At 59.7% G+C, this 26,897-nt stretch carries 20 protein-coding genes; 12 read left to right on the top strand and 8 right to left on the bottom strand.

Features of this window, described 5'->3' with window-relative positions; genetic code table 11:
* From JQK15_RS22975 to JQK15_RS22950, 6 genes are all read left to right on the top strand, one after another.
* Positions 1 to 495 (top strand): aldo/keto reductase (locus JQK15_RS22975; protein ID WP_214868354.1); only part of this gene is annotated, 495 nt, incomplete at its 5' end.
* The gene (locus JQK15_RS22970; RefSeq protein WP_214868352.1) at positions 492 to 1,553 is read left to right on the top strand and encodes an LLM class flavin-dependent oxidoreductase; all 1,062 of its coding nucleotides are present in this window, start codon (positions 492 to 494) and stop codon (positions 1,551 to 1,553) included. The genes JQK15_RS22975 and JQK15_RS22970, both read left to right, overlap by 4 nt.
* An 81-nt stretch (positions 1,554 to 1,634) precedes the next feature.
* On the top strand, positions 1,635 to 2,381 hold the full coding sequence (locus tag JQK15_RS22965; RefSeq protein ID WP_214868351.1) for a phytanoyl-CoA dioxygenase family protein: 747 nt from the start codon (positions 1,635 to 1,637) through the stop codon (positions 2,379 to 2,381).
* Positions 2,378 to 3,637, top strand: coding sequence for an MFS transporter (locus JQK15_RS22960; protein WP_214868348.1), 1,260 nt, complete (start codon positions 2,378 to 2,380; stop codon positions 3,635 to 3,637). Before JQK15_RS22965 ends, JQK15_RS22960 begins: the two co-directional genes overlap by 4 nt.
* 119 nt (positions 3,638 to 3,756) lie before the next feature.
* On the top strand, positions 3,757 to 5,196 hold the full coding sequence (locus JQK15_RS22955) for a sulfatase family protein (RefSeq protein ID WP_214868346.1): 1,440 nt from the start codon (positions 3,757 to 3,759) through the stop codon (positions 5,194 to 5,196).
* Between the two features lie 105 nt (positions 5,197 to 5,301).
* Positions 5,302 to 7,563, top strand: coding sequence for a TonB-dependent receptor (locus JQK15_RS22950; RefSeq protein ID WP_214868345.1), 2,262 nt, complete (start codon positions 5,302 to 5,304; stop codon positions 7,561 to 7,563).
* A 447-nt stretch (positions 7,564 to 8,010) separates the two neighbouring features.
* Here JQK15_RS22950 and JQK15_RS22945 read toward each other — a convergent pair whose 3' ends face one another.
* From JQK15_RS22945 to JQK15_RS22925, 5 genes are all read right to left on the bottom strand, one after another.
* Positions 8,011 to 8,499 (bottom strand): Ros/MucR family transcriptional regulator, encoded by a 489-nt coding sequence (locus JQK15_RS22945; protein ID WP_214868343.1) that lies wholly within the window; start codon positions 8,497 to 8,499, stop codon positions 8,011 to 8,013.
* Between the two features lie 255 nt (positions 8,500 to 8,754).
* On the bottom strand, positions 8,755 to 10,197 hold the full coding sequence (locus JQK15_RS22940) for an MFS transporter (RefSeq protein WP_214868336.1): 1,443 nt from the start codon (positions 10,195 to 10,197) through the stop codon (positions 8,755 to 8,757).
* A 207-nt stretch (positions 10,198 to 10,404) separates the two neighbouring features.
* On the bottom strand, positions 10,405 to 11,205 hold the full coding sequence (locus JQK15_RS22935) for an SDR family NAD(P)-dependent oxidoreductase (RefSeq protein WP_214868327.1): 801 nt from the start codon (positions 11,203 to 11,205) through the stop codon (positions 10,405 to 10,407).
* A 26-nt stretch (positions 11,206 to 11,231) separates the two neighbouring features.
* Positions 11,232 to 12,230: an MBL fold metallo-hydrolase gene (locus tag JQK15_RS22930; protein WP_214868325.1), complete on the bottom strand. Its 999-nt coding sequence runs from the start codon at positions 12,228 to 12,230 to the stop codon at positions 11,232 to 11,234.
* Positions 12,231 to 12,243: 13 nt separating this feature from the next.
* Positions 12,244 to 14,499: a TonB-dependent receptor gene (locus tag JQK15_RS22925; RefSeq protein WP_214868319.1), complete on the bottom strand. Its 2,256-nt coding sequence runs from the start codon at positions 14,497 to 14,499 to the stop codon at positions 12,244 to 12,246.
* A gap of 323 nt (positions 14,500 to 14,822) precedes the next feature.
* Here JQK15_RS22925 and JQK15_RS22920 point away from each other — a divergent pair, with 323 nt between their 5' ends.
* The 3 genes from JQK15_RS22920 to JQK15_RS22910 are packed head-to-tail and all read left to right on the top strand — an operon-like array spanning position 14,823 to position 17,692.
* Entirely contained in the window at positions 14,823 to 15,893 is a 1,071-nt protein-coding gene (locus JQK15_RS22920; RefSeq protein WP_214868317.1) for an ABC transporter substrate-binding protein, read from the top strand.
* Positions 15,894 to 15,902: 9 nt separating this feature from the next.
* Positions 15,903 to 16,913 (top strand): ABC transporter permease, encoded by a 1,011-nt coding sequence (locus tag JQK15_RS22915; RefSeq protein ID WP_214868315.1) that lies wholly within the window; start codon positions 15,903 to 15,905, stop codon positions 16,911 to 16,913.
* Positions 16,907 to 17,692 (top strand): ABC transporter ATP-binding protein, encoded by a 786-nt coding sequence (locus tag JQK15_RS22910; protein WP_214868314.1) that lies wholly within the window; start codon positions 16,907 to 16,909, stop codon positions 17,690 to 17,692. Before JQK15_RS22915 ends, JQK15_RS22910 begins: the two co-directional genes overlap by 7 nt.
* A 157-nt stretch (positions 17,693 to 17,849) precedes the next feature.
* Here the strand turns inward: JQK15_RS22910 and JQK15_RS27560 are convergent, their stop codons facing one another.
* The gene (locus tag JQK15_RS27560) at positions 17,850 to 18,053 is read right to left on the bottom strand and encodes a DUF5818 domain-containing protein (RefSeq protein ID WP_353047259.1); all 204 of its coding nucleotides are present in this window, start codon (positions 18,051 to 18,053) and stop codon (positions 17,850 to 17,852) included.
* 221 nt (positions 18,054 to 18,274) lie between these two features.
* Here JQK15_RS27560 and JQK15_RS22900 point away from each other — a divergent pair, with 221 nt between their 5' ends.
* Together JQK15_RS22900 and JQK15_RS22895 are read left to right on the top strand one after the other, a co-directional pair.
* Positions 18,275 to 19,261 carry an exonuclease domain-containing protein gene (locus tag JQK15_RS22900; RefSeq protein WP_353047257.1) on the top strand — a complete coding sequence of 329 codons (987 nt, stop codon included), beginning with the start codon at positions 18,275 to 18,277 and terminating at the stop codon, positions 19,259 to 19,261.
* Between the two features lie 729 nt (positions 19,262 to 19,990).
* Positions 19,991 to 20,962: a Ros/MucR family transcriptional regulator gene (locus tag JQK15_RS22895; protein ID WP_214868310.1), complete on the top strand. Its 972-nt coding sequence runs from the start codon at positions 19,991 to 19,993 to the stop codon at positions 20,960 to 20,962.
* Positions 20,963 to 22,007: 1,045 nt separating this feature from the next.
* Here JQK15_RS22895 and JQK15_RS22890 read toward each other — a convergent pair.
* Together JQK15_RS22890 and JQK15_RS22885 are read right to left on the bottom strand one after the other, a co-directional pair.
* Positions 22,008 to 23,033 (bottom strand): LacI family DNA-binding transcriptional regulator, encoded by a 1,026-nt coding sequence (locus JQK15_RS22890; RefSeq protein ID WP_214868308.1) that lies wholly within the window; start codon positions 23,031 to 23,033, stop codon positions 22,008 to 22,010.
* Positions 23,030 to 24,238 carry an MFS transporter gene (locus tag JQK15_RS22885; RefSeq protein ID WP_251007982.1) on the bottom strand — a complete coding sequence of 403 codons (1,209 nt, stop codon included), beginning with the start codon at positions 24,236 to 24,238 and terminating at the stop codon, positions 23,030 to 23,032. The genes JQK15_RS22890 and JQK15_RS22885 overlap by 4 nt, the downstream gene beginning before the upstream one ends.
* 198 nt (positions 24,239 to 24,436) lie before the next feature.
* Here JQK15_RS22885 and JQK15_RS22880 point away from each other — a divergent pair, with 198 nt between their 5' ends.
* A complete protein-coding gene (locus JQK15_RS22880) occupies positions 24,437 to 26,884 on the top strand; it encodes a TonB-dependent receptor (protein ID WP_214868303.1) in 2,448 nt (815 codons plus the stop codon).
* Positions 26,885 to 26,897 lie beyond the last annotated feature (13 nt).

Here is a 26,897-nt window from a genome sequence, read left to right as displayed (position 1 = left end):
TTCCTGACCCATCCGCAGGAAGTCGCCGCCAGCCTGACCCGCATGGTCGAAGCCGGCAAGGTGCGCGCGATCGGCGTGTCCAACTATGCGATTCACGAACTCGATGCGCTCCAGAGCTTTCTCGACCTGCCGATCGTCAGCACCCAGCCCGAATTTTCCGCGCTGCGCACGGCGCCGCTCCATGACGGCACGCTCGATCAGGCGATGGCGCGCGACATGGCGGTTCTGGCCTGGTCGCCTTTGGGTGGTGGTCGCCTTGCCAAGGCCCTGCACCCGGCCGCTGTGATGCTCGCAAATCAAGGCGCGCGCTATGGCGTCGATATCACCGCCACCGCCCTGTCCTGGATCATGGCGCATCCCGTGCGCCCGATCCCTATCGTCGGCAGCCAGTCGCCTGATCGTATCGCCCGCAGCATTGATGCGTTCAAAGTCGAATGGACCCGTGCCCAATGGTATGGGGTACTTGAAGCATCGCTGGGAGAAAGGCTGCCATGACCAATCCGTGCGAGATCGCGTGGTTTTCCGCCCTTTGCGATGATGACTATGAGTTTCTCGGCGTGCCCGACCCGCAGTTGAAATCGAGCTGGGAGCATTGCCGTGATATCGTGATGGCCGCCGAGAGCGGCGGCTTCGACAATGTGCTGCTGCCATCGGGCTACGCTCTGGGGATCGACACCACCGCTTTTGCTGCCGCAATCGCGACGCTGACCCGACGTATCAAACTGTTGATGGCTGTACGCGTCGGAGAAAGCTGGCCGCCCCAGCTGGCCCGCCAGATCGCGACCATCAATCAGATAGCGGGCGGCCGGCTGGCGATCAATATCATCTCCAGCGACCTGCCGGGCGAAACGCTGGCCAGCGAGCCGCGTTACGCGCGCACGGTCGAAGCAATGCACATACTGCGCATCCTGCTGAACGGCCAGCCGCTCGACCATCAGGGCGATTTCTGGAAGCTCAAGCTCGATCCGCCGCGTATCGCTCTTGGCGGCCAGGCCCCGGCTCTCTATTTTGGGGGCCTGTCGCAAGCCGCGCGCGAAGCCGCAGCGCAATCAGCTGACGTTTATTTGATGTGGCCCGATACGATTCCGGCGGTGCGCGAGGTGCTCGCAGATATGCGCGCCCGAGCGGCCAGGCATGGCCGCATGTTGCGGTTCGGCTATCGGGTGCATGTGGTGGTGCGTGAAACCGAAGAGGAGGCGCGCGCAGCGGCCGACCGGCTGCTGTCGCGCCTGGACGATCGCGAGGGGGCGGCGATTCGCGCGCGTTCGCTCGACTCGCAATCCGCCGGCGTGCGCCGTCAGGCCGAACTTCGCGAGGCGGCGGGGAATGAAGGCTATGTCGAGGATAATCTATGGACCGGCATCGGCCGCGCTCGGTCGGGCTGCGGCGCGGCAATCGTCGGCGATCCCGATCAGGTCCTGGCCAAGCTCCGAGCCTATCAGGCCGAAGGGGTCGAGGCGTTCATCCTGTCCGGCTACCCCCATGCAGCGGAGGCGGATTTGTTCGCCCGTCATGTGCTGCCGCGTTTGGATCATGCCCCGCTCACGCTCTGATCAATGAGCGACAGAAAAGTCTACTGAAGAGATAGAAATAATATCATTGCCTCCTGTTTCGCTGCGTGCGAGCAAGAGGCCATGATTTTCGACGCCCAATCCAGGTCTTTCCGCGAGCAGGGCTACGCGGTGTTCAAGCGGGCACTCGAAGGACCGTTGCTCGATCTGCTACGCAATCAATGCGCCGCTTTCATCGCCCGGGAAGATGCCCGCATGGATGCGGCCGGTACCGACAATCTGGGCCTTAGCCATCGTGGCACGCGCTACTTCGCCAATGAGTGCCAACGCGAACAGCCCGTCCTGCGAGAGATGCTGTTTTCCCCGTTGATGGCCGACATTTGCCGCGCCACCCTGGGGCCGGACGCTTATTTCTTCATGGATCAGTATGTCGTCAAAGGCCCGGGAAAGGGCACGGCCTTTTCCTGGCATCAGGACAGCGGCTATGTCGCCGGCAACGGCGGCCCGGCCGATCACTTGCCGTATCTCACCTGCTGGTGCACGCTGGACGATGCCACGATTGAAAACGGGACAGTACGGGTCATTCCAGGCAGCCATCATAAAGGCCTGCTCACCCACGAACGGCAAATAGCAACCGCTGATCTCGGTGTCGTGGTAGAGAATGAAGGACTGGCGCTGACGGTCCCCGCTGGCAGCATCGTCGCCTTCTCCAGCCTGTTGCTGCATGCGACTGGCGCCAACCTCACCGCCTATCCGCGTCGCGTTTATCTCGCCCAATATACATCTCGACCACTCCTCAACGCGAATGGTCATCTACGCCGCAATGCCATCGCCTTCCTGCGCGACGGAGAACGGGTCAGTTTCGGATGACCATTAAGGAAAAGATTGCCGTGTCGGCTATTACCGGCCGCACCCGTTGGCTGCTGTTCGGCCTGGTCGTGACTGCGGGTATCCTCAACCTCGTGGATCGCCAGATTATTTCGGTACTCAAGCCAATCATAGCGCAGGATCTGGGCTGGACCGACAATGATTATGGCACGCTGGCCGCATGGTTTCAGGGCGCGGCCGCCTTCGCGTTTCTCTTCACCGGCTGGATTGCGGACCGGATCGGCGTCAAATGGGCCAATCCCCTGGGCGTCGCAGCCTGGAGCATCGCTGCCATCGCTCATGGCTGGGCGCACAGCATCGTCCAGTTCATCCTCTGCCGGGTATCACTGGGTGCGACCGAAGCGATGGGTACGCCCACCGGCATCAAGACGATCGCGACGATCTTTCCGCCCTCGCTGCGATCGGCTGGCTTCGGGCTCGGAAATGCAGCTAACAGCCTTGGCGCCGTCCTTGCGCCGCTGGCAATTCCTGTCCTGGCCATTATCTGGGGCTGGCGCGGCACCTTCATCGCGGCCGGCCTGATCGGCCTTGCCTGGGCGGCACTCTGGCTGCTCGCGACCAGACGGATCAATTTCGGCGCGACTCAAACCGAGATGCCCTCTCAACAAGCCGCAGCACCTGACTATGGCACAATTCTCAAGGATCGGCGAACTTGGGCAATCGCCGTCGCCAAGATATTCTCGGATGCGACCTGGTGGCTGCTTCTGTTCTGGATGCCGGATTTCTTCAACCGACAGTTCGGCCTGTCCGGAGTCGATCTGGGCCCGCCGCTAGCCGTTGCCTATGGGGGTGCGGCGGTCGGATCGCTGGTCGGCGGGCTGGTGCCAGCGCGACTGCTGGCGCGCGGCCATGACCTGAACCGCGTGCGCAAGGGCGTGTTGCTCGTATCGGCCCTCTTGGTCCTGCCGGTGCCTCTTGCGCTACAGATGCAATATTATTGGGGGGCGGTCGCAATCCTGGCCCTGACCCTCGCAGCCCATCAGGGTTTCTCCACCAACCTCTTCGCCCTCATCGCCGATGTGACGCCGCAGGCCAAGGTCGGGCGCGTCACCAGCTTCGGCGCCTTTTGCGGCAATCTGGGCGGCATGGCCATCGCCAAGATCGCGGGCCTGACTCTGGCGACGGGGCTTGGCTATCTGCCGCTCTTCCTGTTCGCATCCATTTCCTATCTCCTCGGCATCGGCTGGATCCAGTTGCTCCTGCCACGCCTGCCCCAATTGCGGAGAGAAATCCCATGAGTGACGAAAAACAGCGCGTCCTACTCGCGGCCCGTGGACAGGGCCAATCCTATGCAGCCTTTTCCTGGCCTGCAGATGGGGAAGCAGCTGAGCCTGCCTTCAACACCCGGACGAAGGATTTGACGCTGCCGAAAAAGGCGGATGGCAAGCCGCGCAACATCATCATCGTCCTGACCGACGATCATCGTTACGATGCGATGGGGTTCCTTAAGCCGCAGGATTTTATCGAAACGCCGGTCACCGACCGGATCGCGCGCGAAGGCGTTCATTTTCGCAACGCCTTTGTCACGACAGCGCTCTGCTCGCCCAGCCGCGCTACCATCTTCACCGGCCTTTACGCCCATCAGCATCGCGTGGTGGACAATAATCATCCGATTGCGCCGGGGCTGGTCTTTTTCCCCGAATATCTCCAGGCAAACGGATATGAGACCGCCTTCATCGGCAAATGGCATATGGGGCTCGAAGGCGATGATCCTCAACCCGGCTTCGATCGCTGGGTAAGCTTCAAGGGGCAGGGCGATTATTGGCCTAATGGCGATGGGCTCAATCTTGATGGCGCCAGGGTCGAGCAAGATGGTTATCTGACCGATCAGCTCAATGACTATGCGCTCGACTGGCTGGAAAGTCGAACTCGTGAAAAGCCTTTCATGCTGTTTCTGGCGCACAAGGCAGTGCACGCCGAATTCTATCCCGCGCCGCGCCATGAGGGCCGCTATAGGGATGCCACCTTCCGCTATCCCGAGACGATGGCGCCAGGCGCGCAAGGTCGGCCAATGTGGGTCGAGAACCAGCGCAATAGCTGGCATGGCGTCGATTTTGCCTATCATGATGATCTCGACATCGGCGACTATTACAAGCGCTATATGGAGACCTATCTATCGGTCGACGAGGGAATGGGCCGGATCATGAACCATCTGGAGCAGCGCGGCGAGCTCGATGATACGCTGATCCTTTACATGAGCGACAATGGCTTCCTGTTCGGTGAGCATGGCCTGATCGACAAGCGCTGCGCCTATGAAGAATCGATGCGCATCCCGATGATTGCCCGTTGTCCAGCGCTGTTTGGCGCCGGCCGGAAAGTGGATGAAGTTGTGGCCAATCTCGACATCGCACCCACCATGTTGGAGGTGGCAGGGCTGGAACCGCCCGCGTGGATGGAAGGGCGCAGCCTGTTGCCGCTGATGAGAGGCGAGCAGGTCGCTTGGCGAGACGCCCTGCTCTACGAATATTATTGGGAACGCAATTTTCCCCAGACGCCGACGGTCCATGCCATCCGCGAGGATCGCTATAAATATGTCCGTTATCATGGAATCTGGGACATAGACGAATTGTACGATCTTCAGGATGATCCGCTCGAAAGCCGCAACCTGATCTTCAGCCCGGGTCATCACGCCATCGCAGAGAGGCTAAACCAGTCTCTGTTTGACCGGCTGGAAGCAACTGGCGGGCTCGACATGCCGCTTCCCCGGGACGCTGGCGAGCGACAGATATTGAGGCGGGACGACAGGGCTTCACTCGCTCCCTTTCCCGAAGAACTGCTGAAATTCCTGGCTCGCTAGGCCATCCTGGAGCCGTTTAGGGACGGCATAGTTTTTCTTTTTTGCACCCCATCCTCAAGCAGCGCTAATTGTCTACTGATAAAGTTGAATATCAGGGAGCTCCCCATGTCTCGTTTCGTCGCCCATCGCCTGTTGCTTCTCTCGGCTGCCGCTTTTCCCGGTATCGCTATGGCACAGGAGCCCGCTGAACAAAGCGACCCGAACGAGATCGTTGTCACCGCGCGCTTCCGGGCTGAATCCATCCAGGACGTACCGATCGCCATCACCGCTTTGAAAGGCGATGCGCTCGCTCAGAAAAATATCAACAATCTGCAGGATATCGCCCAGATCGTCCCGACCGTGGACTTCCGTGCCGGGGCATCAAACAAGGACCGTACCGTCTTCATTCGCGGTGTCGGTACGATCACCACTTCGCCCGGAGTAGAGCCTTCTGTCTCCACTGTGGTCGACGGCGTGGTGCTTACGCGCCCGGGTCAGTCGACGCTTGACCTCGTCGACATAGATCGGATCGAGGTGCTGCGCGGTCCCCAGGGTACATTGTTCGGAAAGAATGCGTCTGCCGGCGTTATCAACATTGTCAGCAAGACGCCCACCAACGACTTCCACCTGTCGGCCCAGGCTTCCTATTTCGAAGGCGATGAATATCGCTTCCGCGCTGGCGTTTCAGGCGCGATCATCCCGGACAAGCTGCTTTTCTCGGTCACCGGCCTCATCGCGGGCTATGATGGCAATGTCAGGAATATTGTCACAGACGATGAGGCCAACGGCTACAAGCGGCGCGGTGGCCGTGCCAAGCTGATCGCCAAGCCGTCCGAGACGGTGACGCTGACCTTCAACGCGGATTATCTGTGGGGTCATGAGGATGTGCCAACGGGGGTCTTTGCGAGCACTGACCGGGTTGCCTATCCAACCGGCAGCGTCACACCCAATCCTTCGCTCGCTGCGATCCTCGCTGCTGAAGGAGTGACCGCGTCGCGCGACAACAGAACCGTCGCGACAAATTTCGACAGCGACGTGCGCGATAAAAATTATGGCGGATCGGTTCAGGCGGACATCGAAATTGGCGACGCGACCCTGACTTCGATCACCGCCTATCGCGAATGGAAAAACAAACAGCATCAGGATTGGGACGGCTTCAGCCTGTTGACCGCGCCTGGCGCCACCACCTCTCTGACACAGGGCGAGGATCATGGCAGCGTTGACAGCAGTCAGATCAGCCAGGAGTTGCGCTACACCTCCGCCAAGGGCGGTCTGATTGATTATGTCGTGGGACTTTATTTCCTCAAGGCCAAGACGGACGAGATCTATCGTCGCGACATCACCCGCCTGATCAACGGGGCCACTGTCGCCAATTATGGCGTCGCCAACTATGGTATCGAGTCCGACAATTTCGCGGCTTATGGCGAGGCGAATATCAACTTCACCCCGTCGTTCCGCGGCATCGTCGGCGGCCGTATCATCCAGGACGAACTGCAATTCTACCACGCGCGCGTGTCCGATGCGCCAGCAGCCGGCGTGCCCGGCATCGCCGCCTCGATCGCGAACAAGGGCAGCACGTCGAAGACCGACTATACCGCCCGCCTTGGTCTCCAATATGACCTTTCGAGCGACGCCCAGGTCTACGCGACCTGGTCGCGCGGTTATAAGGGGCAGGCCTATAATGTCTTCTTCAACATGCCGCAAAATGCGGTCGAGCCGCTCGATCCGGAAACCTCGAACAGCTATGAGATTGGCCTGAAGGGGTCCGCCTTCGATCATCGGCTGCAGGCCAGCATCGCGGCCTATATCACCAAGTTCCACGGTTATCAGACGAACTTCCAGGATAGTTTCCAGGGCGCCCTGGTGACCCGCCTTACCAACGCTGGCGACGTATCTTCGCGGGGCGTGGAAGGCGATTTCTCCTTCCGCCCGATCGATCCGCTCAACATCGGCTTCAACATTGCGTATACGGATGCCAAGATTGACGAGTTCAACTGCCCGGCCGGCGCCACCTGCACCGATTTCAACGGGCAACCGCTCCCCTATGCGCCCAAGTGGAAACTTCACGGGGATATCACCTACACCGCTCCGCTCAGCGATACGCTCGGTCTCGAGCTCAATACTGATTATAGTTACAAGTCCAAGACCCAATATTCGATCACGCAAACGCCCGACACCATTCAGGCGGGCTATGGCATCTGGAACGCTTCAATCGCGCTGGTTGGTGACAAGGATGGACATCGCTGGAGCTTGCGCGGGATCGTCAAGAATATCGCGGACAAACATTATTCGACCTTCCTAGCTTATGGCGCAGTTGCCGGGCTATCCCGATTTGTGCCGCGCGATAATGACCGCTACTTCGGGTTGACCGGCAGCATCGATTTTTGACACCTCCAAACCGATCGCAATCTTGACCGCTGCATCTTGAATGACGTCAACGATACAGCGGTCAAATCGACCTTCGGATGGAACGCGTTCGATTGCGCCGCAGCCCGATTGCACTCCGGCCGCGCAGACATGAATCGAACCCAGTTGGATGACATATTGTGGATCCACATGTCGTTCCCCGAGATGATGTTGGGGATAGCCGGATGGCGCCGCGCTGATCCCTCGCCTTTGACTCAAGCCAGCACGAACGACGACGCCTGCCTTTGCGATAGCTCGACGTGCGAAATCGCGCCGGCTTGTTCGCAGGCTTTCCGTAGCGGAAATATTCTTCCCTATGTCTGATTCATACAATGCGAATCGGTAGCGTGAGGATAGCGAGAGTGCGCGACCCGAAGGCTTCGAGCCTTTTAACTGGCCCGCTCAGCTCAGCCGGGCGGGCCTTTTTGTTTATTCGGCCCCTGCGTTCACGCCAGTCTTCTTGGTCCGCCCCTTGGCGGCATTCGCTTTCGACGCAGCCGCATTGTTTCCTTGGCCCGGCTTGCGTCCCAAGCCGATCTTGACCGCCAATGCCTTGCGCTGTGCAGTATAGTTAGGTGCGGTCATCGGATAATCGGCGGGAAGTCCCCACTTGGCGCGATAATCTTCCGGCGTCATCTGATATTGGCTCATGAGATGGCGCTTTAGCATCTTCAACTTCCTGCCATCTTCAAGACAGACGATGTAATCGGGCTTTACCGAGGATCGGATGGAAACTGCAGGATGCAACGGCTCCGCCGCTGGCTCCGCAGGAACCGCAAGACCGGCGAGTGCGCCGTGAACATTTGCAATCAGAGCAGCCAGATCGCTTACAGCAACTGAATTGTTGCTGACGTGCGCCGCTACAATATCGGCGGTAAGGGTGATCAGATGCTCTTTGGTTTCGTCTTGCTCGGGCATTTCCACGCGTCCCTTTCAGATATATCGGAGCGCGCCTTCTATAGTCCTGCGTTCCCATTGTCATCGCTCTCGAGAGAAACATTTTATATAATATAATCCTCGTGGGCCACGACCTGGAGGCGATCCAAGTGCTACGCGCAACTTGTCTGCCCGTGTGATGCAAGCGTTACCCACAATATGGTTGCAAAAAACACGGGATCGAGTGCTATCAATCTACCTGGCGATGAGGTGGTGCCGCAATACATTAGCATTGTGCTACAAACCTGGGATACGCCGGATTGAGGCGCCGTCATCTTCCTTTAGCTTGCGAAAGCCGAGTGTTGTCGCCAGGCTCAAGATCCCTAGCAATGCTAATGCGATACGCACATCGGTGGCAGCGACCTCATCGCCATGTCGCGCAAGCATGCTGAGTTGAATGAGGAAGGCCGCCAGACTCACACCCAGACTTTGCGCGAGTTCCTGCGACATGCTCGCGAAGGCGCTGCCTCGTCCCATGCTTGCGTCGGGAAGATCAGCAAATGCCAGCGCCCCGAGACCAGTATATTGAAGAGAGCGCGATACGCCGCCCAGAAATAGAACCGGCACCAGTAACCACAAAGGGGATGTCCCATCGAACAGAGCATAGCTGCAGCCGAAAATGCCAGCGATCAGCGCATTTCCAATCATCACTCGACGAAAGCCAAAACGATGCAATATGGTGCCCGCGACCACTTTCATCATCAGAGCGCCCACACCGCTTGCAAACAGAATGAGCCCGCTGGCGAGCGGGCCAAGACCAAAACCGACCTGAAGCAGCAAGGCAAGCAGCACGGGAAGTCCGGCAACCGTGATCCGCCACAATGTGCCACTTTGCATGACAACGCGAAAACTCCGCACTTTGAGCAGACTGAGGTCAATCAGCGGGTGCTTCGCACGCCGTGCATGATGGATGGCCAGAGCCAGGGTGAGGAGGCTGGTGATTGCGAACATTGCGACCACCAGCCGATCCATCGCGCCTGGAATGCCTGCCAATGCTAGCGTTCCGCATGATGCACCGGCCCCAAGGAGCAAAAAGCCGGGCAGATCAAAAGGCCCTGGATGGGGACTGCGCAAATCCGGCACGTAATGCAGGGTGGCCGCGATGCCGATCACGCCCAAGGGGATGTTGATGAAGAAAATCCAGTGCCAGGACGATAGCTCCACGATCAGCCCACCCAGCGGCGCGCCCAACACCGGCCCCAACAGCGCTGGCGCCGTGTAGAGAGAGATTGCCCGAACATAATCGCGCCGCGGCACGGCGCGCAGCATCATCAATCGCCCGACCGGTGCCATCATTGCCCCACCCACGCCCTGGGCGACGCGCGCAACGATAAATTGCGACAAGTTTGTGGCAAGACCACAAAAGAGTGAGGCCAGGACGAACAGGGCGATGGCCCAACAGAAGCTGGTACGGGCTCCGAACCGATCCCCGATCCATCCACTGGCCGGGATGAAGACTGCTATACTAAGGAGATAGGCGCTTACCCCCAGATTCATCTGTAGAAGGCTTGTTCCCAGTGCATCAGCCATAGCCGGCAGCGCAACAGTGATGGCGGTACCATCTATCCCTTGCATCAGCAGGGCAGATCCCACGATCAATGGTGCCATCGGATGCAGAGATGGCAACGGGACAAGGTGAGCGTCGGCCTGTTTTGCAGCCGTGCCGGTCATCATCTCCATTCGCCACCCCTTTATAGGAAGGCCGCCTTTCGCGTCTGTAGGCCTCCCCTTGCAAGCAGCGCCTTATTGTAATTTCTCGATGTTCACTGGGAGGCGTAAATAGAAGAGGCCGACAGTGTCGTCGAACGGAACGTTTACCTCTTAGCGCTTGGAGCCGCTGCCGACGAATTGCGCCGCGTGCGAACGAAGCCAGCGCTGAACCATCGCTCAATAATGGATGGTACGGGGGCTGCCTCCGCCAGCCGCTATGGCGTCGCCATTGATGGCGACGCTCAGCGGGGATGCGAGAAAAGTGACGACCGCTGCCACTTCCTCCGCTTCGACGATGCGGCCGATGAGAGATTGACCAAACAGAATCTTCTCGGCGGCATCCTGGCTGATGCCGTCCGCCGCCGCCTTATGCGCAATGGCATCTGCGGTTCTTTCGGTCCTGGTAGCGCCCGGGTGGACGACGGTGACATTGACACCTTTAGGCCCCAGCTCGTCGGCGAGGCCCTTGGTCAGCGCTGCAATCGCCACATTGCGCGTCGATCCGGGAATAGTGCCCGTCTGGCGCGCTGCAAGACCGCTGATGTTGATGATCCGTCCCCAGCCATTAGCCACAAGATGGGGTGCGGCCGCCCGCGCGACGCGCAGATAGCCAACCAGTTTGGTATTGAGTTCGTCCAGCAGATAGTCGGATGCAACACCTGCGACGCCGGGCACCTGCGGTTGCGCACCGGGGCGGGCTGCATTGTTCACCACGACGTCGAGGCCGCCCAATTGTTCCACTGCGTGGGCGACCAGAGCATCGACCTGTGCATCATCGCGCGTGTCAGCGACGAATGTATGTACCTCACTACCGGTATCGCGCGCTAGTTCCTCTGCCGCAGCAGTGGCGGCTGAACCATCCCGCGAGGACAGGAGGACGCGCACGCCCTCCTGCGCGAGCGCACGTGCGATCGCCTTCCCGATCCCCCGGCTGCCGCCGGTCACGAGTGCACGCTTGCCCTTGAGTTTCAGGTCCATGATCCGTCCTTTCGCTCGCTTGTCGCCTATTTGGGAAGCCAGACATTGTCCGCCTGCGGCCGTAGTTGCGCGGCGAGCAGGCAGTGATGGAGAATCTGATAGTAGCGGCCCACAAATCGCGAGCCCTTGAGGAACGGGTTCGGCTCGTCCGGCGTGGCAGAGAGCGCTTCGATTCTCCCACGCGTGCCGTCGGCGAAGACATGGGTATTGAGTATCCCCTGTGCTGATGCTGCGCGGCTGATCTTCGCGAAGCGTAGGACCGAAGCGTCATAGGCTTTCAATCCGCCCACTTTTTCCGTCGGCTCGATCGATGCGGGGAAAGCGGTGCTTCCCAGCAACGACAGATTATACCGCTTGCCTTGAGCGAGCACGGGCACAATCGCCGACACGACGCCTGGCGTGTGACCAGGCGTCACGTACAGGGCAATTTTGGTATCACCGAGTATAAGCTGCTGGCCATCGGTGATGACGATGTCGCGCCGGGGCAATTCGGTCCCGCTCCGCTCGATCGCGTCGGCTGGCGTCTTTTCAAGCAACTGCCAGTCTGCTGCACTGAGTGCGATCCGCGCGCCATAGGTCTTCTGCAACCAGGCGGCGCCTCCAAAATGGTCATAATGGCCATGGGTGACGATGACATAGCGGATGGTGGCTGGATCAAGCCCCAGCTTTTGCAGGCCGGGCACGATGTGATCACGCGCCTCCGCCTCGCTTTGCGATGCGTCGAACAGGACCAACCCCTCGCTCGTCTTGAGGACAAAGACGCCCACGAAGCCATTGCCGACATAATAGAGATTGTCGAACAGCCTGGCGGGCTCAAGCCATTGCTTGCTGCCCATTTCCAGCGCTTGTCGCACGACCCCGCCACCATGAGGCTCGCACAGGAAGAGCGGGTCCTTCAGGTCGTCGCCAGCGACGGCGCGCGCCTTGGCGGCCTCGGCCAGAGCGGCAGGGGTGTCGTGCGCCGGCTGCGCGCCAGCAGCGGCCGCCAGCAACGACAGACCGATCGGGATGATGGAACGATACATGCCCTGCCCCTTCTCAGAATGTCTTGTTGATGAAGATGTTGACCGTGCGCGGTTCGTTGTAGGCGCGATAATAATTGACCTGCGACCCAGCATTGTTGGGCGAGTATCCGCCTGCCTGTCCCCGGCGAAGGTCGAATATGTTCTTGACGTTGACGCCTGCGTTCCAGCTCCCGTCCTCGCCGGCATAGTTGATGGTGCCATTTACGAATGTCTGGGCGCGAACCTTGGTCTGCTCGGTATTGTAGATGTCGATAAAGCGGCGTGATTCATATTGGGCGTCCGCGCCGATCCGCCATTTGCCAGGTGTATCGATCGGCAGCGTATAGTTGACCGCGACAGACGACTGCCATTTGGGCGCCAACGGAAATTCGAGGCCAAGCAGCGTGGTCCGCCCCGCGACATTGGCGGGAAGGGAAGCGGTGAAGCTCTTGTAACGGGTCTTGGTATAGGAGCCGCTGGTGTCGATACGCAGCCCGTCGATCGGGGCGATCGACAGTTCCAACTCTACCCCCTTCGACACGCCATCGCCGGCGTTGAGCACGCCGTTGAAGGCGGGCAGGGTCGGCGTGGCGGGAGACGTAGCTCGGACCTGGAAATCGCTGATGTCGTTATAATAGACTGCCACATTGGCAACGACCCGATCGCTTAGGAAGCGAGTCTTGAGGCCCGTCTCATAAGTGGTGATGACCTGCGGTTCGAACGGGACGGTCGATCCCAGCAGGCTCGCGCTGCGCAGGTCGAAACTGCCGCTCTTGAAGCCTTTGGAATAGGAGGCATATTGGAAGATATCGGGTGTCCACTGATATTGCAGACCCAGCTTCGGCGTGAAGTTCGAGAAATTCTTCGGGTCCGGTCGCGCCGTGAAGGTCGACTGATATGGCCCATATTGCGCTTCATAGACGTCGGGATCGAAATTCCACTCGACCGGATTATGCAGCTGCACGCCCACACTGTTTCCAACGAAGGAGACATATTTGCGCCGGTCGACCGTGTAGCGCGCGCCCACTGTCGCAGTCAGGCCATCCGTCACCTTATAGTTGAGCTGCCCGAAAGCGGCGTAGCTCCAGGTCCGCAGCGTGTTGCGGATACGGGAAACAGAGCCGATATCATCGGTGGTTGATGCGGTTGCCTGATTGAGGCGGTTATTGAAGAATTTCTCGTAGAAGAAATAGAGGCCGGCGACGAAATTGAGACGATCATATTCGCCGTTCAGATTGAATTCCTGCGTTACCTGTCGCTGGCTAAAGCCTGCATAGCTGTCGCCTTTGATCGCGATGACGCCGTCATTGTCATAATAGATCGGCCCCTCGAGCCCACGCCAGGCAGTCACGGATTTGAGCGTCAGATGATTGTCGAGCTCATAGGCCGCCGTCAGCGATGCGCCGAAAGCTTCGGTCGAGTTGTAAGGGGGCGTGTCAGCCCAGGTCAGGTCGGGATCGGTTTTCTTGCCCGAAGGTACGCCATTGGGCTGGTTGACCGGGGTGTAATAGCTTTGCGTCGAGCGATCGAACATGCCGTCGGCCGACAAGGTCAATGTGAGGCGGTCGGTCAGCTCCGACTTCAGCTTGCCGCGCAGGACCAGCAGGTCGATGTCGTTCACATGCTTGTTGAGCGGCACGCTATATTGCCAGCCGTCGCGCTTGCGCCGGATGATCGAGAAGGCACCATTCAGTTTGTTGTCTGGCAGGATGGCGCCATTGACGCGCAGACGCAGATCCAGATTGTCGAAGCTGCCATAGGTAGCGCCAACGAAAATTTCCCTGTCGGCAGTCGGATCCTTCGTGATGAAACGGATCGCGCCGGCACTTGAGTTGCGGCCATAGAGCGTGCCTTGCGGTCCGCGTAGAACTTCCACCCGCTCCAGGTCCGGCGTGTCGTAAAGCGACCCCACCGTACGGGCGAGATAGACGTCGTCCACATAGACGGCGACGGTCGGCTCGGGGTAGGTGTCGATCTCGCCGATGCCGCGGATCGAATAGGTTTGGGTGGTGTAGGCGGTGGAGCGCCGCGGCGCGAGAAGGCTGGGCACGCGCCCGGCCAGATCGCGAAAGTCAGAAATCTTGAGCTGGTTGATCCCGTCCGCACCTACGGCGGTGACCGCGATCGGGGTCTTCTGGATATTTTCCGAGCGCTTGGAAGCTGTGACGACGATCTGGCCTAAGCCCTGGTCGAGAGCTTCCTCGTCTGCTGCTTGCGGACTGGAAGGCTGAGCATGGGCAGTGCCAGCGAATAGGCAGGCTATGGCCAGCGCCTTGGCCGAAGCTGTCATCAATCCTGAATAGCGCGCAGTGCGACGTCCGGTGACATTATCCGGTAGCATCGTCAGTCCCCCGATATGTTTTTGCGAGGAGGACGGGCTAAGGTTCGACCATGTCGATCGACAACAAATTTTAAGTGATATGAACCAAACTAATTTTACTTATTGATACTTCGAATACAGGAAAATATCTGTTTATATATTCCGATATTTTATCGAAATTTGTGGCAAGATTATGGATTGATTTTTTGACGATATCTATAAGAAAAATGAATGACTGTACCGTGATATTGACCGCTACGCCGTGAATCTCTTCACAACATCTGGCGCGCAGCATGACCGACAAGTCCGAATATGACGACATAGCCGAACCGGAGCCTAGCTCCCGATCCGCCCCGATAAGTCGACGCAACCTTCTCATCGGTGGAGCGGCGGCTGCGGGGGTTGCTGGAGCAGCAGGATATGCGGCGCTTGGGCCAAAGGAATTGCCGCACAATGCAAAGGGCCAGCGCAAATTGACGCTCGCCTGGAATGCTAATGCGATCTGCCTCGCCCCAGCGCTGCTTGCCAAGGAATATGGCATTTATGACCAGTTCGGCCTGGACGTCGACCTGCTGAATTTCTCCGGCTCGACCGACCAGCTGCTGGAAGCGATCTCCACCGGCAAGGCGGATGCCGGAGTCGGTATGATCCTTCGCTGGATAAAGCCTCTGGAACAGGGCTTCGACGTCAAGCTGATCGCAGGCACGCATGGCGGCTGCATACGTGTGCTGGGATCGCGCCGACAGGGCGTGACCGATGACATTGCAAGCCTGAAGGGCAAGGCAATCGGCCTGTCGGACATCTCCGGCGCAGGCCGCAATGCTTTGGCCGTGCTGCTGAAGCATAATGGCCTCGATCCCAATCGCGATGTGGAATGGAAGGCCTTCCCAGCCCCGCTCTTGTCGCAGGCTGCCACCAAGGGCGAAATCCACGCTTTCGTCGATTCCGATCCCATTGCCTACGTCCTCCAGAAGGAGTCGGGCGGGGATTTGGTGGAGGTCCTCTCGAACCTGTCCAAGCCTTGGGACAACCGCGTATGCTGTGTGTTGGGAGCCAGTGGCTCGCTGATCCGGGACGACCGTAAGTCCGCTGTTGCCCTGTCCAAATCGCTGGTGGCAGCGGCATCGCTGTGCTCGGTCCGGCCGGAGGCAGTTGCGAAGGTCTTTGCACCCTATGCCAAGGCCAGCGTCGAGGATCTGGTCGCGGTGTTGCACACCCAGACCCATAATCATCATCCCGTCGGCCGCGACCTGCACCGCGAGGTCGCACTTTATGCAGGTGAACTGCGCGATGTCGGCGTGATGAAACCCAATATCGTGCCTGACGTCTTCGCGTCGCAGGTCGTCGATACGCTGGATGCCTGAGGAGGCAATATGAACAGCATAGCGCAAACAGATCGCTTCGCTTCGCTTGGTGGCATCAGGGGCAACGGGCCGGCATTCGCACTGGCGGCCCCATGGAAAGGTGGGTTGGCGGCCGCGGGAGCATGGGCACTGACTGCGGTGCTCACCTGGGCGTGGCCGGACCTGACACCTTGGCCACGTACGGAATTGCTAGCTTTGCTGGAGACTGGCGTTGCCTTGCTATTGGCGGGCGTAGCGCTGCTGGGCGGCCCCCGGCTTTCGGCGATCTACCCTTATGACCGCTGGTTCGGCGCGCTCGCCGCGATCCTGGCGCTATGGCAGGTGCTCACGGCTAAGATCGGCCTGCTGCCGCTTCCCTTCTTCCCGCCTCCGCAATCGATACTCGAGGTATACACCGATGATGCGGCAAGGTTGTTTGAAAGCGTCTGGCGATCGCTGGCGCTTTTGATCCCCGGTTATGTGATTGGCGGTGCACTTGGCTTTGTAACGGGCGCTTCAATCGGCTGGTCAAAGGCGGCCAACTATTGGGGGCATCCAATCCTGCGCTTCGTCGGGCCCTTGCCTGCCACGGCGTGGCTTCCCATCGCCTTCTTTTTCTTTCCCGGCTCGCACAGTGCAAGCACCTTCCTAGTCGGCCTTGCGACCTTCTTTCCCGTAGCGGTGCTGACGGCGTCGGGAGTGAAGGGCGTCAATTCAGCATATTATGATATCGCACGCACATTGGGTGGATCGGAACGCTTCCTGATTCTCAAAGTCGCCGTGCCCGCTGCCTTGCCCAACGTATTCGTCGGCTTGTTCATGGGCTTGGGCTCGTCATTCGCCGTCTTGATCATAGCCGAAATGATGGGGGTGAAGGCGGGCCTGGGCTGGTATCTCCAATGGGCGCAAGGGTGGGCGGCCTATGCCAATCTCTATGGCGCGCTGATCGTAATGGCGCTGCTCTTTTCGGGACTAATCAGCCTGCTCTTCCATGTGCGTGACCGGGTGCTCGCCTGGCAGAAAGGCATTGTGCGATGGTAACGACATTGGACGCCGCCTTTGACTTGGGCCTGTCGATCCAGACCCGTAGCGTGGGGCACTGGTTCGACACCAAGGATGGTCGGCTCGATGTCCTGGAGGATGTAACGCTCGACGTCGCACCCGGCGAATTCGTTGCCTTGCTTGGGCCCAGCGGTTGCGGCAAGTCCACCTTGTTACGACTGATCGCCGGCCTCGATGCACCGCGTGCTGGAAAGGTCGGAGCGGACAAGGTGCGGATCGTTGGTCCCGCCCCGTCACGACTTCTCGTCTTTCAGGATCCCACTTTATATCCGTGGCGTACCGTGCGGCAGAATGTAGCGCTAGGGTTGGAAGCGACTGGACAGGTAAAAGGTTCGCAGGAGAGGATCGACCAGGCGCTCGATCTGGTCGGCCTGCGCGACTTCGCAACCGCTCTTCCGAACGAATTGTCAGGCGGCATGGCGCAGCGTGCCGCGCTAGCGAGGGTACTCGTCAACAATCCTCGCCTGCTGCTACTCGACGAGCCGCTGGGCAAGCTCGATTCATTGACCAGAATGACGTTGCAGGCAGAACTGGTGAGGCTGTGGCAGGACGCCCGATTTACAACTTTGCTCGTGACCCATGATGTGGAGGAAGCGCTTCTGCTAGCCGAGCGCATCATCATTTTCAGTCCGCGCCCTGCGCGCATCGTTCGCGAAATTCGCGTCAATGCCTCCTATCCGCGACATCGCGATGCGCCGGCGTTGCAAGCGCTACGCCGGGAAATTCTTGTATCCCTCGGTCACGACCATGAGCTTTGAAGGAAAATTTGGTAGGCGATAGGCTCTCCCTTTCGGCTCCCGCGTGCAAGAGCGGCGCGCTGATCAGCAGAAGCGGGTCGCTGCGCGTCATTTCTGTAACAGCTGCTGCAGATCGCCGCCACCGGCAGGGCGCGGCCCGCAGGCAAAATTCCTGTCCCTACATGCCAATGCTACTCATCGCATGCTGGATAGGCCTGATGGCCTCGATCCAATTTACTGCCACGCTTTGAGCGCCTGTCCGAATGCCCTCGACAACAACATTACTTTGCAGCAGATGCCCGACATCCTTGAGCTTTCCGATCTCCCAGAAAGCGCCATCGCGAGCCTGGACGTACAGGCTTGTCGCGCCCGCAACAAGCATACCTTCAAGGCGGAAGTATGAACCGATATTCATGTGCCTGATGTATGCGGGGCGATATCGGTTTCCATAATTCGTGCCATATGCCGTGCGATTTCTCCGGCGATCCGAAACGTGTTTGACCATTCTGCAGGGACGAACCCGCTGATCTTGTGCCATCGCCCTGCTTCTCGCCTGCCAAAGCATAAGGTTATGTTGGACAGCCGATCTTTATCGATGTCCGCATGGCTCATAAAAGGCCAATGCGCATTGAAGATTGCCCGCCAAGGGCCTTGTGCAACTCTATCAGCGCCGCGTATTGTCACGATATGTTCCAGCCCCTTCGCGCAAACCACTCTGCCAACGCCGCGGCAAATGCACGAAGTGGCGATACCGAAGAACCAGAGTTCGTAGTCCTCGATGTTGAGACGGCATGTTCGCGTGTCAGCAGCATCTGCCAGATCGGAATTGTTGGCTTTCGCAATGGCGCTGTCACGTTTGAGTATGAGACCCTTGTTGATCCGCAGGACCATTTCAGCAGCTTCAACACGCGGATTCACGGGATTGCTGCCAGCCACGTGCTGGGCCAACCCTGTTTCACTGACATTTACGACATCCTTCAAGCCCATCTGAATGGCCGCACGACCGTGGCCCATTCCTATTTTGACAAGGGCGCCCTCGCAGCAGCCTGCCGCATCCATGATCGCGCAATGCTCCAGACAACCTGGCTTGATAGCGTCCGAGTTGCCAAGCGCGCCTGGCCCGAGCTCCCCAGCCATCGGCTCAATGTCGTTGCGAAACACCTGGGTATCCCGCTCAAGCATCATGATGCGCTCAGCGACGCGCGCGCGGCAGGCATGATCGTCGTGAAAGCGATTGACCATACCGGTTTGCAGTTATCAGACTGGCTGGCGCCTCAGCCGAGAAAACGCGCATCGGCACCGCCCCCACCCGCCGCCGACGGCACACTGAAAGGTCAGCGCATTGCTATTCTGGGAGAAACCCTCAACGGGAGCCTGGCGCAACTGATCGCCGCCAATGGTGGCCGGATCATGGCATCAGTCGGCGCAACGACGACTATGTTGGTTGTCGCAGCCGACGAGCCATTTGGCTATGTGCGTTATGACGCCGCCTTCAAGAAGGCCGAAGCTCGTCGCCTATCGGGCGCTGATATCCAGATCGTCTCCGCGACCGCACTGCTCAAGACATTATCGGATCGGCGCGACGTTTAATCGCAAGTCGCCGCTTAATTGGCGCGTGTCACTTGCGTGTGGACATCTATCCATACGACCATTCCATAATGTGGCGGGCACATCGGAGGGGGCAGACAGGCCCTTCATTCATGAAAGGACTGAGCGTCCGCCTTTTTTCAGCGAGCGACGACTGAGCGGTGCGGAGCTTCCAGGTAAGAATAGGAAAATCGATATCGACAGGTGAAGGCATCCGTCGAAGTCATTTCGGCTCCCGTTGGCTTAGCGGGCGGATCTCCGTCCGCAGCAAGTGGGCCGTTGCAACCTGAGACTTTGCTGAAGCGGCAGCCAACCAATGCGGCTATTTAGTCGGCCCAGACTTGCACCCAGTTTGCAAGCGCCGACCTCTTAACCATCATCTTTCCAAAGCTTTGGACGGGGCACCTCAGCCTGCCCAAACTATCTGGTTTCGAGAGACAGCAAGTATTTGAGCCGGTCTGCAAACACAGTCAACCGTCGCGATAGATGCTCGCTATAGGGATAAATCAATGTGATCGCCATGAGCTTAACGGCCGCCAACCGATATGCTCCGTGCCAAAAGGCTTTGCCAATCCTAAACGACGAGCGGCTGGTTTCGGGTCGGAGCCACATGTGTCATGCATATCTGCAAATTTTCACTTCGCTTTGAAGTGAATTTGACAGTAAGTCGTTTACAAGGGACGCGAAGTTCCTCAATTGGGCTTGTCACACTACGAAAACGGGCTTGCGCATATGACTGACGATAATCAGACGGATATCACTTCGCTTACGGTGCAATTGCTGAGCGCATTCGTTTCCAATAACAATGTAGCTAGCGAAAATCTTCCCGAGCTCATCAGGGCAACGCGGGCAGCACTGTTCGACGACCTGAAAACCAAACCCGACACGCCTGACGCTCCCTCCCATGTGGGCGCAGTGTCTGCACGCAAAAGCCTCGCCTCTCCTGAGCATATTCTCAGCATGATCGATGGCAAGCCTTACAAGACATTGACTCGCCACCTTAGCGCTAATGGCCTGACCCCGGCCGAATATCGGGAACGCTATAAATTGCCGGCCAACTATCCCATGGTTGCTCCGGCCTATTCAGCTCAGCGACGCGCGGTAGCTGCTCGACTGGGCCTTGGTCGACGAGTACAGGGTGCAAGCGAAGCCGATGCGGGACCAGCAACACCCGTCGCCGAGCTGGAAGCTCAATCAGCAGATGCCGTTGCAACCACAGTTACAAAAGCCCCCGCAAAATCCGGCGCCAAGAAAAATGCCCCGGCAATTAGCCGCAAATCTGCGAAAAAGGCAACCGTCCAGCAGGCAGACAGTTCTGCTGTGAAGGCAAAGCAGCCCAAAAAGGGGAAAGCAACAATGGTCGAGGCCATAGAGTCACCACTTCCAGCCGCAAGCGCGGCCGTGCCGCCGGCCAAGCCCCGCAAACGCCTCTCGATCGCTGTGAGCGGCGACGCCGGTAAATCTTCCGCCGAAGATATGGCAATGCCGGCCAAGGTCGTGCCCCCGGTGGATGCAGAACCCCAGCCGCAGCTCCCTGCCGCCGAAGAAGCGAAGCCAGCCAAGGCAGCCCGACGTTCAACCAGTCCGAAACATACCGACAAGGTCGAACCGTCCAGCGCCAAAACTGTTCGCACTCGCCAGGGACGGCGAGCAAGTACTGCGGCTGCAAGCAAGGCCGCACAATCCGCCGAGCCGACGGGATAAATTGTTCAATTGGCGGCGGCTTGAGGCCGCCGCCAGTTATCTCTCCTCTCGTTCTCACCCACAGCGCATTGGGCGCTATGTCTCGACAAGGTGAAGCCGCGTTCACGCCGATGTCCCTTAACGATCACAGCGTTGCCGAATGCCTCGACGATCAGTTTGAGCAATCCAGATTCATCCGGCCGAAGCGATCGGGCGCCCGCTCTTCGACAAATTGTCCAGTTGTTCCCGCGCCGCGCATCGTTGCTGCTTGTGCTGTCGCACACGTGCCTGGGGAAATTCACGGCGTATCTCCGGAGCTTGGTTCGAGGATCACTCCGCAGGTCAGCGGGCCTCGCATAAAGCACGGGGCGAGCATCTGAAACGACGCGCGCTTCGCCGCGAGAAGCTTGGCCGTGATCAGTTGTTCCCATTTGTGGGCCAACAGTCGCGCTATATTCTGACGAGGAAAGCTTGTGCCAGCGCCCATTGCCGGGCGCGCGATATAGGAGCTTGAGCATGAGGGCACCAAATATGTCGATCCGTAAGACATGTTTATCGAGTTGCCCGACGATCGGTCGGGTGACCTCGGCGATGCGAAGCATTTAGGCGGTCTGTGATGCGTATTATGACGTTGCTACCGCGAGCCTTCTTGAAAGCTGAATCGACAAGAGCGAACGGAGGGCGGGGTTCCTTGCATCAGCCATTTCATCGCGGTGGTCACTGACGCGCAGCGAAAGCTCGACCAGCGGGACAAACTCAACCTGGGGAGCCCGGCACAAGCGTGAGAGCAACCCTGACCTTGATCGAGCACTACTGCTTGGTTCACGGCCACGACATCCCGAATCTCGCCGTCACGAATTTGACGGAAACTTGGCATTTAGCGGGATTGCCCACGAGGGATGCCACCTCTCCATTTCGCTAAATTAATTCCTGCTCGAGGGCGGCTGTAGCATGCCTCGAATAGGGCAAGCGACCAGCCCTTCCCAACGTTTATTACCCGGTCTGCATTGACAGTGAGCAACCTTTTCAGCGCTGCCAAGCCGGTCGCGCCACGTCTGGGCGACTATTAGATTGATGGCTTGGGCCCGGTACTATCCCGCCGAATTAGATCGTGCGGCAGCATCAGATGCGCGCCTTCGCCAGGCACCTGATTGCGAAAGCGGGGATCGACCAGGATATCTACCGCCGCCGCCGCCATTTCCGCCTTGGGCTGGCGTATGGTGCTGATCTGCGGCCAAGCGGCGCGCGACGATGGTGCATCGTCGAAGCCACAGATGGACAGCGCTTGGGGCACCGCAATGCCGCGCTTCATCGCGGTGATGAGCAGGCCAAGTGCCATATCGTCATTGGAGGCGAAGATGGCGGTAGGCGGCTGAGGCAGGGCCAGCAACTGCTCGCCCAGTTCAAGGCCGGTGCGCGAGGTAAAATCGCCCCGCACCACATAGGCCTCCTCCACCGGAACGCCGGCCGCCGCCATTGCCGCGCGAAAGCCTTCCTCTCGCCATGCCGAGGCGCTGTGGCTGACCGGCCCCTGGATGAACCCGATCTGGCGATGGCCCAGGTCTAGGAGATACTGCGTCATTTCCTGTGCGGCGCGCCGATCGTCCATGCGCACCGTGCCCGAGGCTGGCGGCGCGCTGCTGGGCGCGACCAAAACGGTCGGCAACCCCACCTCGGCAAGGACCGCCATTAGTGCGGCATCATCGCAGATCGGCGGGGCGATGATCGCACCATCCAGCCGCAGCGAGCGGATGCTGTCACGCACCTGATCGGCCCAGTCCGGCGCGCCAAGGTCGACGGGTTCCACCACCAAATGATAGCTGCGATCGCGACAGCGCATCAGCGCGCCATGCTGAATGTCGGCGGCATAGCCCGACACCGGATCGTCGATGAACAGGCCCAGCAGATAGGAGCGCGAACCGGACAGGCTGCGCGCGAAGGCATTGGGACGATAGTCAAGTTCGGCCACCACCTTCTGTACCTGTTCGCGCACCTCGGGGCGCACATGCGCTTCGCCATTGATGACGCGCGACACCGTCTTGGGCGACACGCCGGCGCGGGCCGCGACATCCTTGATCGTAACGATGCTCATGCGTCCTTCTCCCGCGACCATCCACAGGCGATCGCGAAACCCCCGATCCCGACATAGCAGATTGCGGGTAAAAGCAAGGCCGCGAGTAGACCGACCCGGTCGGCGACCACGCCGGTCAGCATCGGCACGACCGCGCCGCCCACCACCGCCATGCACAGCCACATCGATGCCAGCGGCGCCAGTTGCCGATCTCGCGGCAAGGCCAGCGCATAGATTGTCGGATACATGATCGCGTTGCACAGGCCGACCGCGATCAGCGCCGCCGCCCCCAGTGCCCCCGGCAGCAGGGCCGCACCCATCGTCAGTGCCACGGCCATTGCCGCCGCACAGGCGAGCAGCCCTGCTTGGCTGATCCAGGTCATCAGCCAGGCACCAACGAAGCGGCCGACCATCGCCCCGGCCCAATAGAGGCTGACCAGCCGCCCGGCACTGACCGGATCGAGGCCCAGCCGTTCGGGCAGCATCAGCATGTTGGTCATCAGCGTGCCGATCGTAACTTCCGCTCCGACATAGACGAAGATCGCGACGCTACCCCAGCGCAGCCGCCGCTTGCGCAACACGCCCAAGAACAGCTGCGGCCAGTCGCGCGGCAGATAGTCGCGCGCGCCGACGGCACTGCCCACCAGCAGGCTCCGATGCCCGACATAGAGCAGCGCCAGGATCGTCAGGATGAAGCCGGCAGCAGCAAAGGGCAGCGATGGGGTGATATCCCGATGCGCGCCGGGCATGACGCGCGACAACAGAAAGGGCGCGCTGAGCAATGGGCCCATCACCGTGCCGAGCGAATTATATCCCTGCAGCAAGGTCAGGCGGAAGGCCGCGCCACGGGCCGGGCCGATTACCGTCACCACTGTGTTGGAGGCGATCTGAAGCACCGTCTGTCCGGCCGACAGCAGCAACAATGCGCCAAGCAGCAGGACAAAGACGCGCAGCCCCTGCGCAGTCGCCAGCCCGAGGCACCCCGCCGCCATCACGGCCAGCCCTATGGCGATAGCTCGCATGTAACCGACTCGAACGACGGCAAGCGCAGCCGGCAGCGCGAACAGCAGATAGCTGAAGTGAAAGGCCAACTGGATCAGGAGCGCGCCCTTGTAATCCAGCCCCAGTATCGCCTTGAGCTGAGGCACCAGCAGACTGACAGAAGCACTGAGGAAGCCGCCGATGAAGAACACGCCGATCGACAGCCAGAACAAGGTTCTGGCCATGCTTTCAGCCGATTTTCCGGCTGGATCGGACGATGCTGCGATGGTCATGACGGGCATCTAGGGCACCCTCGAAGCAAAGGCAAAAGCGCTGTGACGCAGAAGACACACGGCTGACATCGATGTCAAATCCGACCTTGACAACGATGTCAGATTTCGGTCATCCAGCCGGCACAAGCAACAAATATCCGGGAGGATGACATGACGAGGCATGCACTCGTCGCGAGCACGGCGCTCGCGGCCTGCCTATTTTCCGTTTCCGCTGCCCATGCGCAGGACACGGCCGCCCCCCAGTCGGCGACCGTCGGCAATGATAGCGGCGACATCATCGTGACCGCCACGCGCCGCGAAACTACGCTGCAATCGACACCGATCGCGATTTCCGCCTTCAGCCAGGATACGCTGACCAAGAATGGCGTGAAGGATGTCACCGACCTCGCCCGCTTCGTGCCCTCACTGCAGTTCAACCAGCAGGGCGACCAGTCGGCCGTGCTGCTGACGCTGCGCGGCATCGGCAATGACAGCGCCTATACCGAGGTCGCCGACCCCGAAGTCGCCATCTATGTCGATGGCATCTACTCGCCGCGCTCGCAGGGCGCGTCGGTGCTGATGTATGACATGGAGCGCGTCGAAGTGCTGCGCGGGCCGCAGGGCACATTGTTCGGCCGCAACGCGACCGTCGGCGCGCTCAGCCTGATCTCGGCCAAGCCCAAGCTGGGCGAGTTCGAAGGCAATGTTGAAGTGACTGCGGGCAATTACGACCGTTTAGGCGTGCGCGGCGCGATCAACATCCCGGTCACCGACACGCTGGCCTTCCGCGTCGCCTTCGTCAGCGATCGCCATGACGGCTATGCCGATTATCAGCCCGCCCCCGATGTCGCCGGCGTCAACAAGTCGGCCTTCGTCACCTCGGGCAAGAAATATTATGCCGCCGACCAGCGTTCGGGCCGCGTCTCGATGCTGTGGCAGCCGAGCGACCGGTTCAGCTGGAACCTGTCGACCGAAGCCTTTTGGGACGATGGCGCGCCGGTGATCGGCCTGCTCCAGACCCCGCGAGAAGGCACTAAGCGCTGGTCGACGCTAAGCGACACTGCACCCGACACCGACCGCTATTCGGTCGCGGTGCGCAGCGCTATGAACTATGATGTTACAGAGGGCCTCCAGCTGAGCTACATTGCCGGCTGGTCGCGCATCGGCGGCAGCACCCGCGTGGATGCCGACGCCGGCGCCCTGCCTCCGACCGGCGAGCAGGATGCGGACGGCAATGACCTGCCGCTGGGCGCGTTCAACGAAAACTCCACGGTCTGGTCGCGCTACGATTTCCAGAGCCACGAATTGCAGCTGAAATCGACTGGTGACAGCGCCATCGACTGGATTTTGGGCGCCTATTACAGCCATGAGAAGAACAAGATCCGCTTCGACATCGACCAGCGCAACGGCTATCGCGACGGCACCTTCAGCTGGGCCGGCAGCTTCATCCAGGCCAATCGCCAGATCGACAGCCGCGCCGCCTTTGGCCAGGTCGTGTGGCACGCTACCGACTGGCTGCGCGTGACTGGCGGCCTGCGCTACACCTCCGACAAAAAGGAGGATATTGGCGGCCGCAACGTCATGTTCTCCAGCTGCCCCGAGACCCTGCCAGCCGATGCCTGCCAGGGCGGGATCTTCGGCGCCTATCCCGGCGCAACGGCCGAGGAACTGGTCAACCTGCTGCCCGGCTACGCGATTTCCAGCAATGACGTGAAGGGCAAGTGGGACAAGCTGACCTACCTCGCCCGTGTCGACGCCGACCTCGCGCCCGACACGCTGGGTTATGCCAGCATCTCGACCGGCTTCAAGTCGGGCAATATCCAGGATAATGCCGGCCTGACCGATCCGGAAACGCTGACCAACTATGAAGTCGGCCTCAAGACCCGGATGCTCGACCGTCGCGTGACGTTGAACCTGGCCGCCTATTATTCCGATTTTAAGGGCTATCAGGTGAACCAGGCTGTCACCTTCCGCGATGATGAAGGCAATGTCATCCGTAGCCAGATGATCACGCAAAATGCCAAGGGCGCCAAGGCCTATGGCCTGGAAGCGGAAATGAATGCGGCGCTGACCGACAATGATCGGCTGAACTTCTCGGCCACGCTGCAGAAGACCAAGCTGGAGGGTCTGGAGAGCGTCGACGGGCGTCTTTATGACGGCAGCAAGCTGTCCTCGATCGTCCAGTTAAAGGGCAATGAACTGGCCCATGCACCGCGCTTCTCCGCAACGCTGAGCTATGAGCACGACTTCGAACTGCCAAGTGGCGCCCGGATCACCCCGCGCCTTACCACCCATTATGAGACGAAGAGCTGGCTGAGCTATTTCAACGGCGATGCCAATCCGTTCGTGAACGCCAATGATCCGGCCGAAAACATGCCCGATCGTGGTACCTATGGCACCGATTGGGACAAGCAGAAGGCCTATTTCCGATCGGATGCGTCGATCCGCTTCACATCGCCGGACCAGAAATATTCGGTCGAGGCCTTCGTCCAGAATATCGAGAATGGCCATATCCGGACCGGTGCGGGTGCCTTTGGCGCGCCGCGCTACGACCCGGTATTCCTGTCAAACTTGCAGCCGCCGCGCACCTGGGGTGTTCGCGCCCGCGCCGGCTTCTGATCGCTTAGCAGGA

The organism is Sphingobium sp. BHU LFT2 (assembly GCF_018604485.1).
Taxonomy (GTDB): Bacteria; Pseudomonadota; Alphaproteobacteria; order Sphingomonadales; family Sphingomonadaceae; genus Sphingobium; species Sphingobium yanoikuyae_A.
Note: the sequence above shows the minus strand (reverse complement) of the source record. Positions and strands in the feature narration are given on the sequence as shown.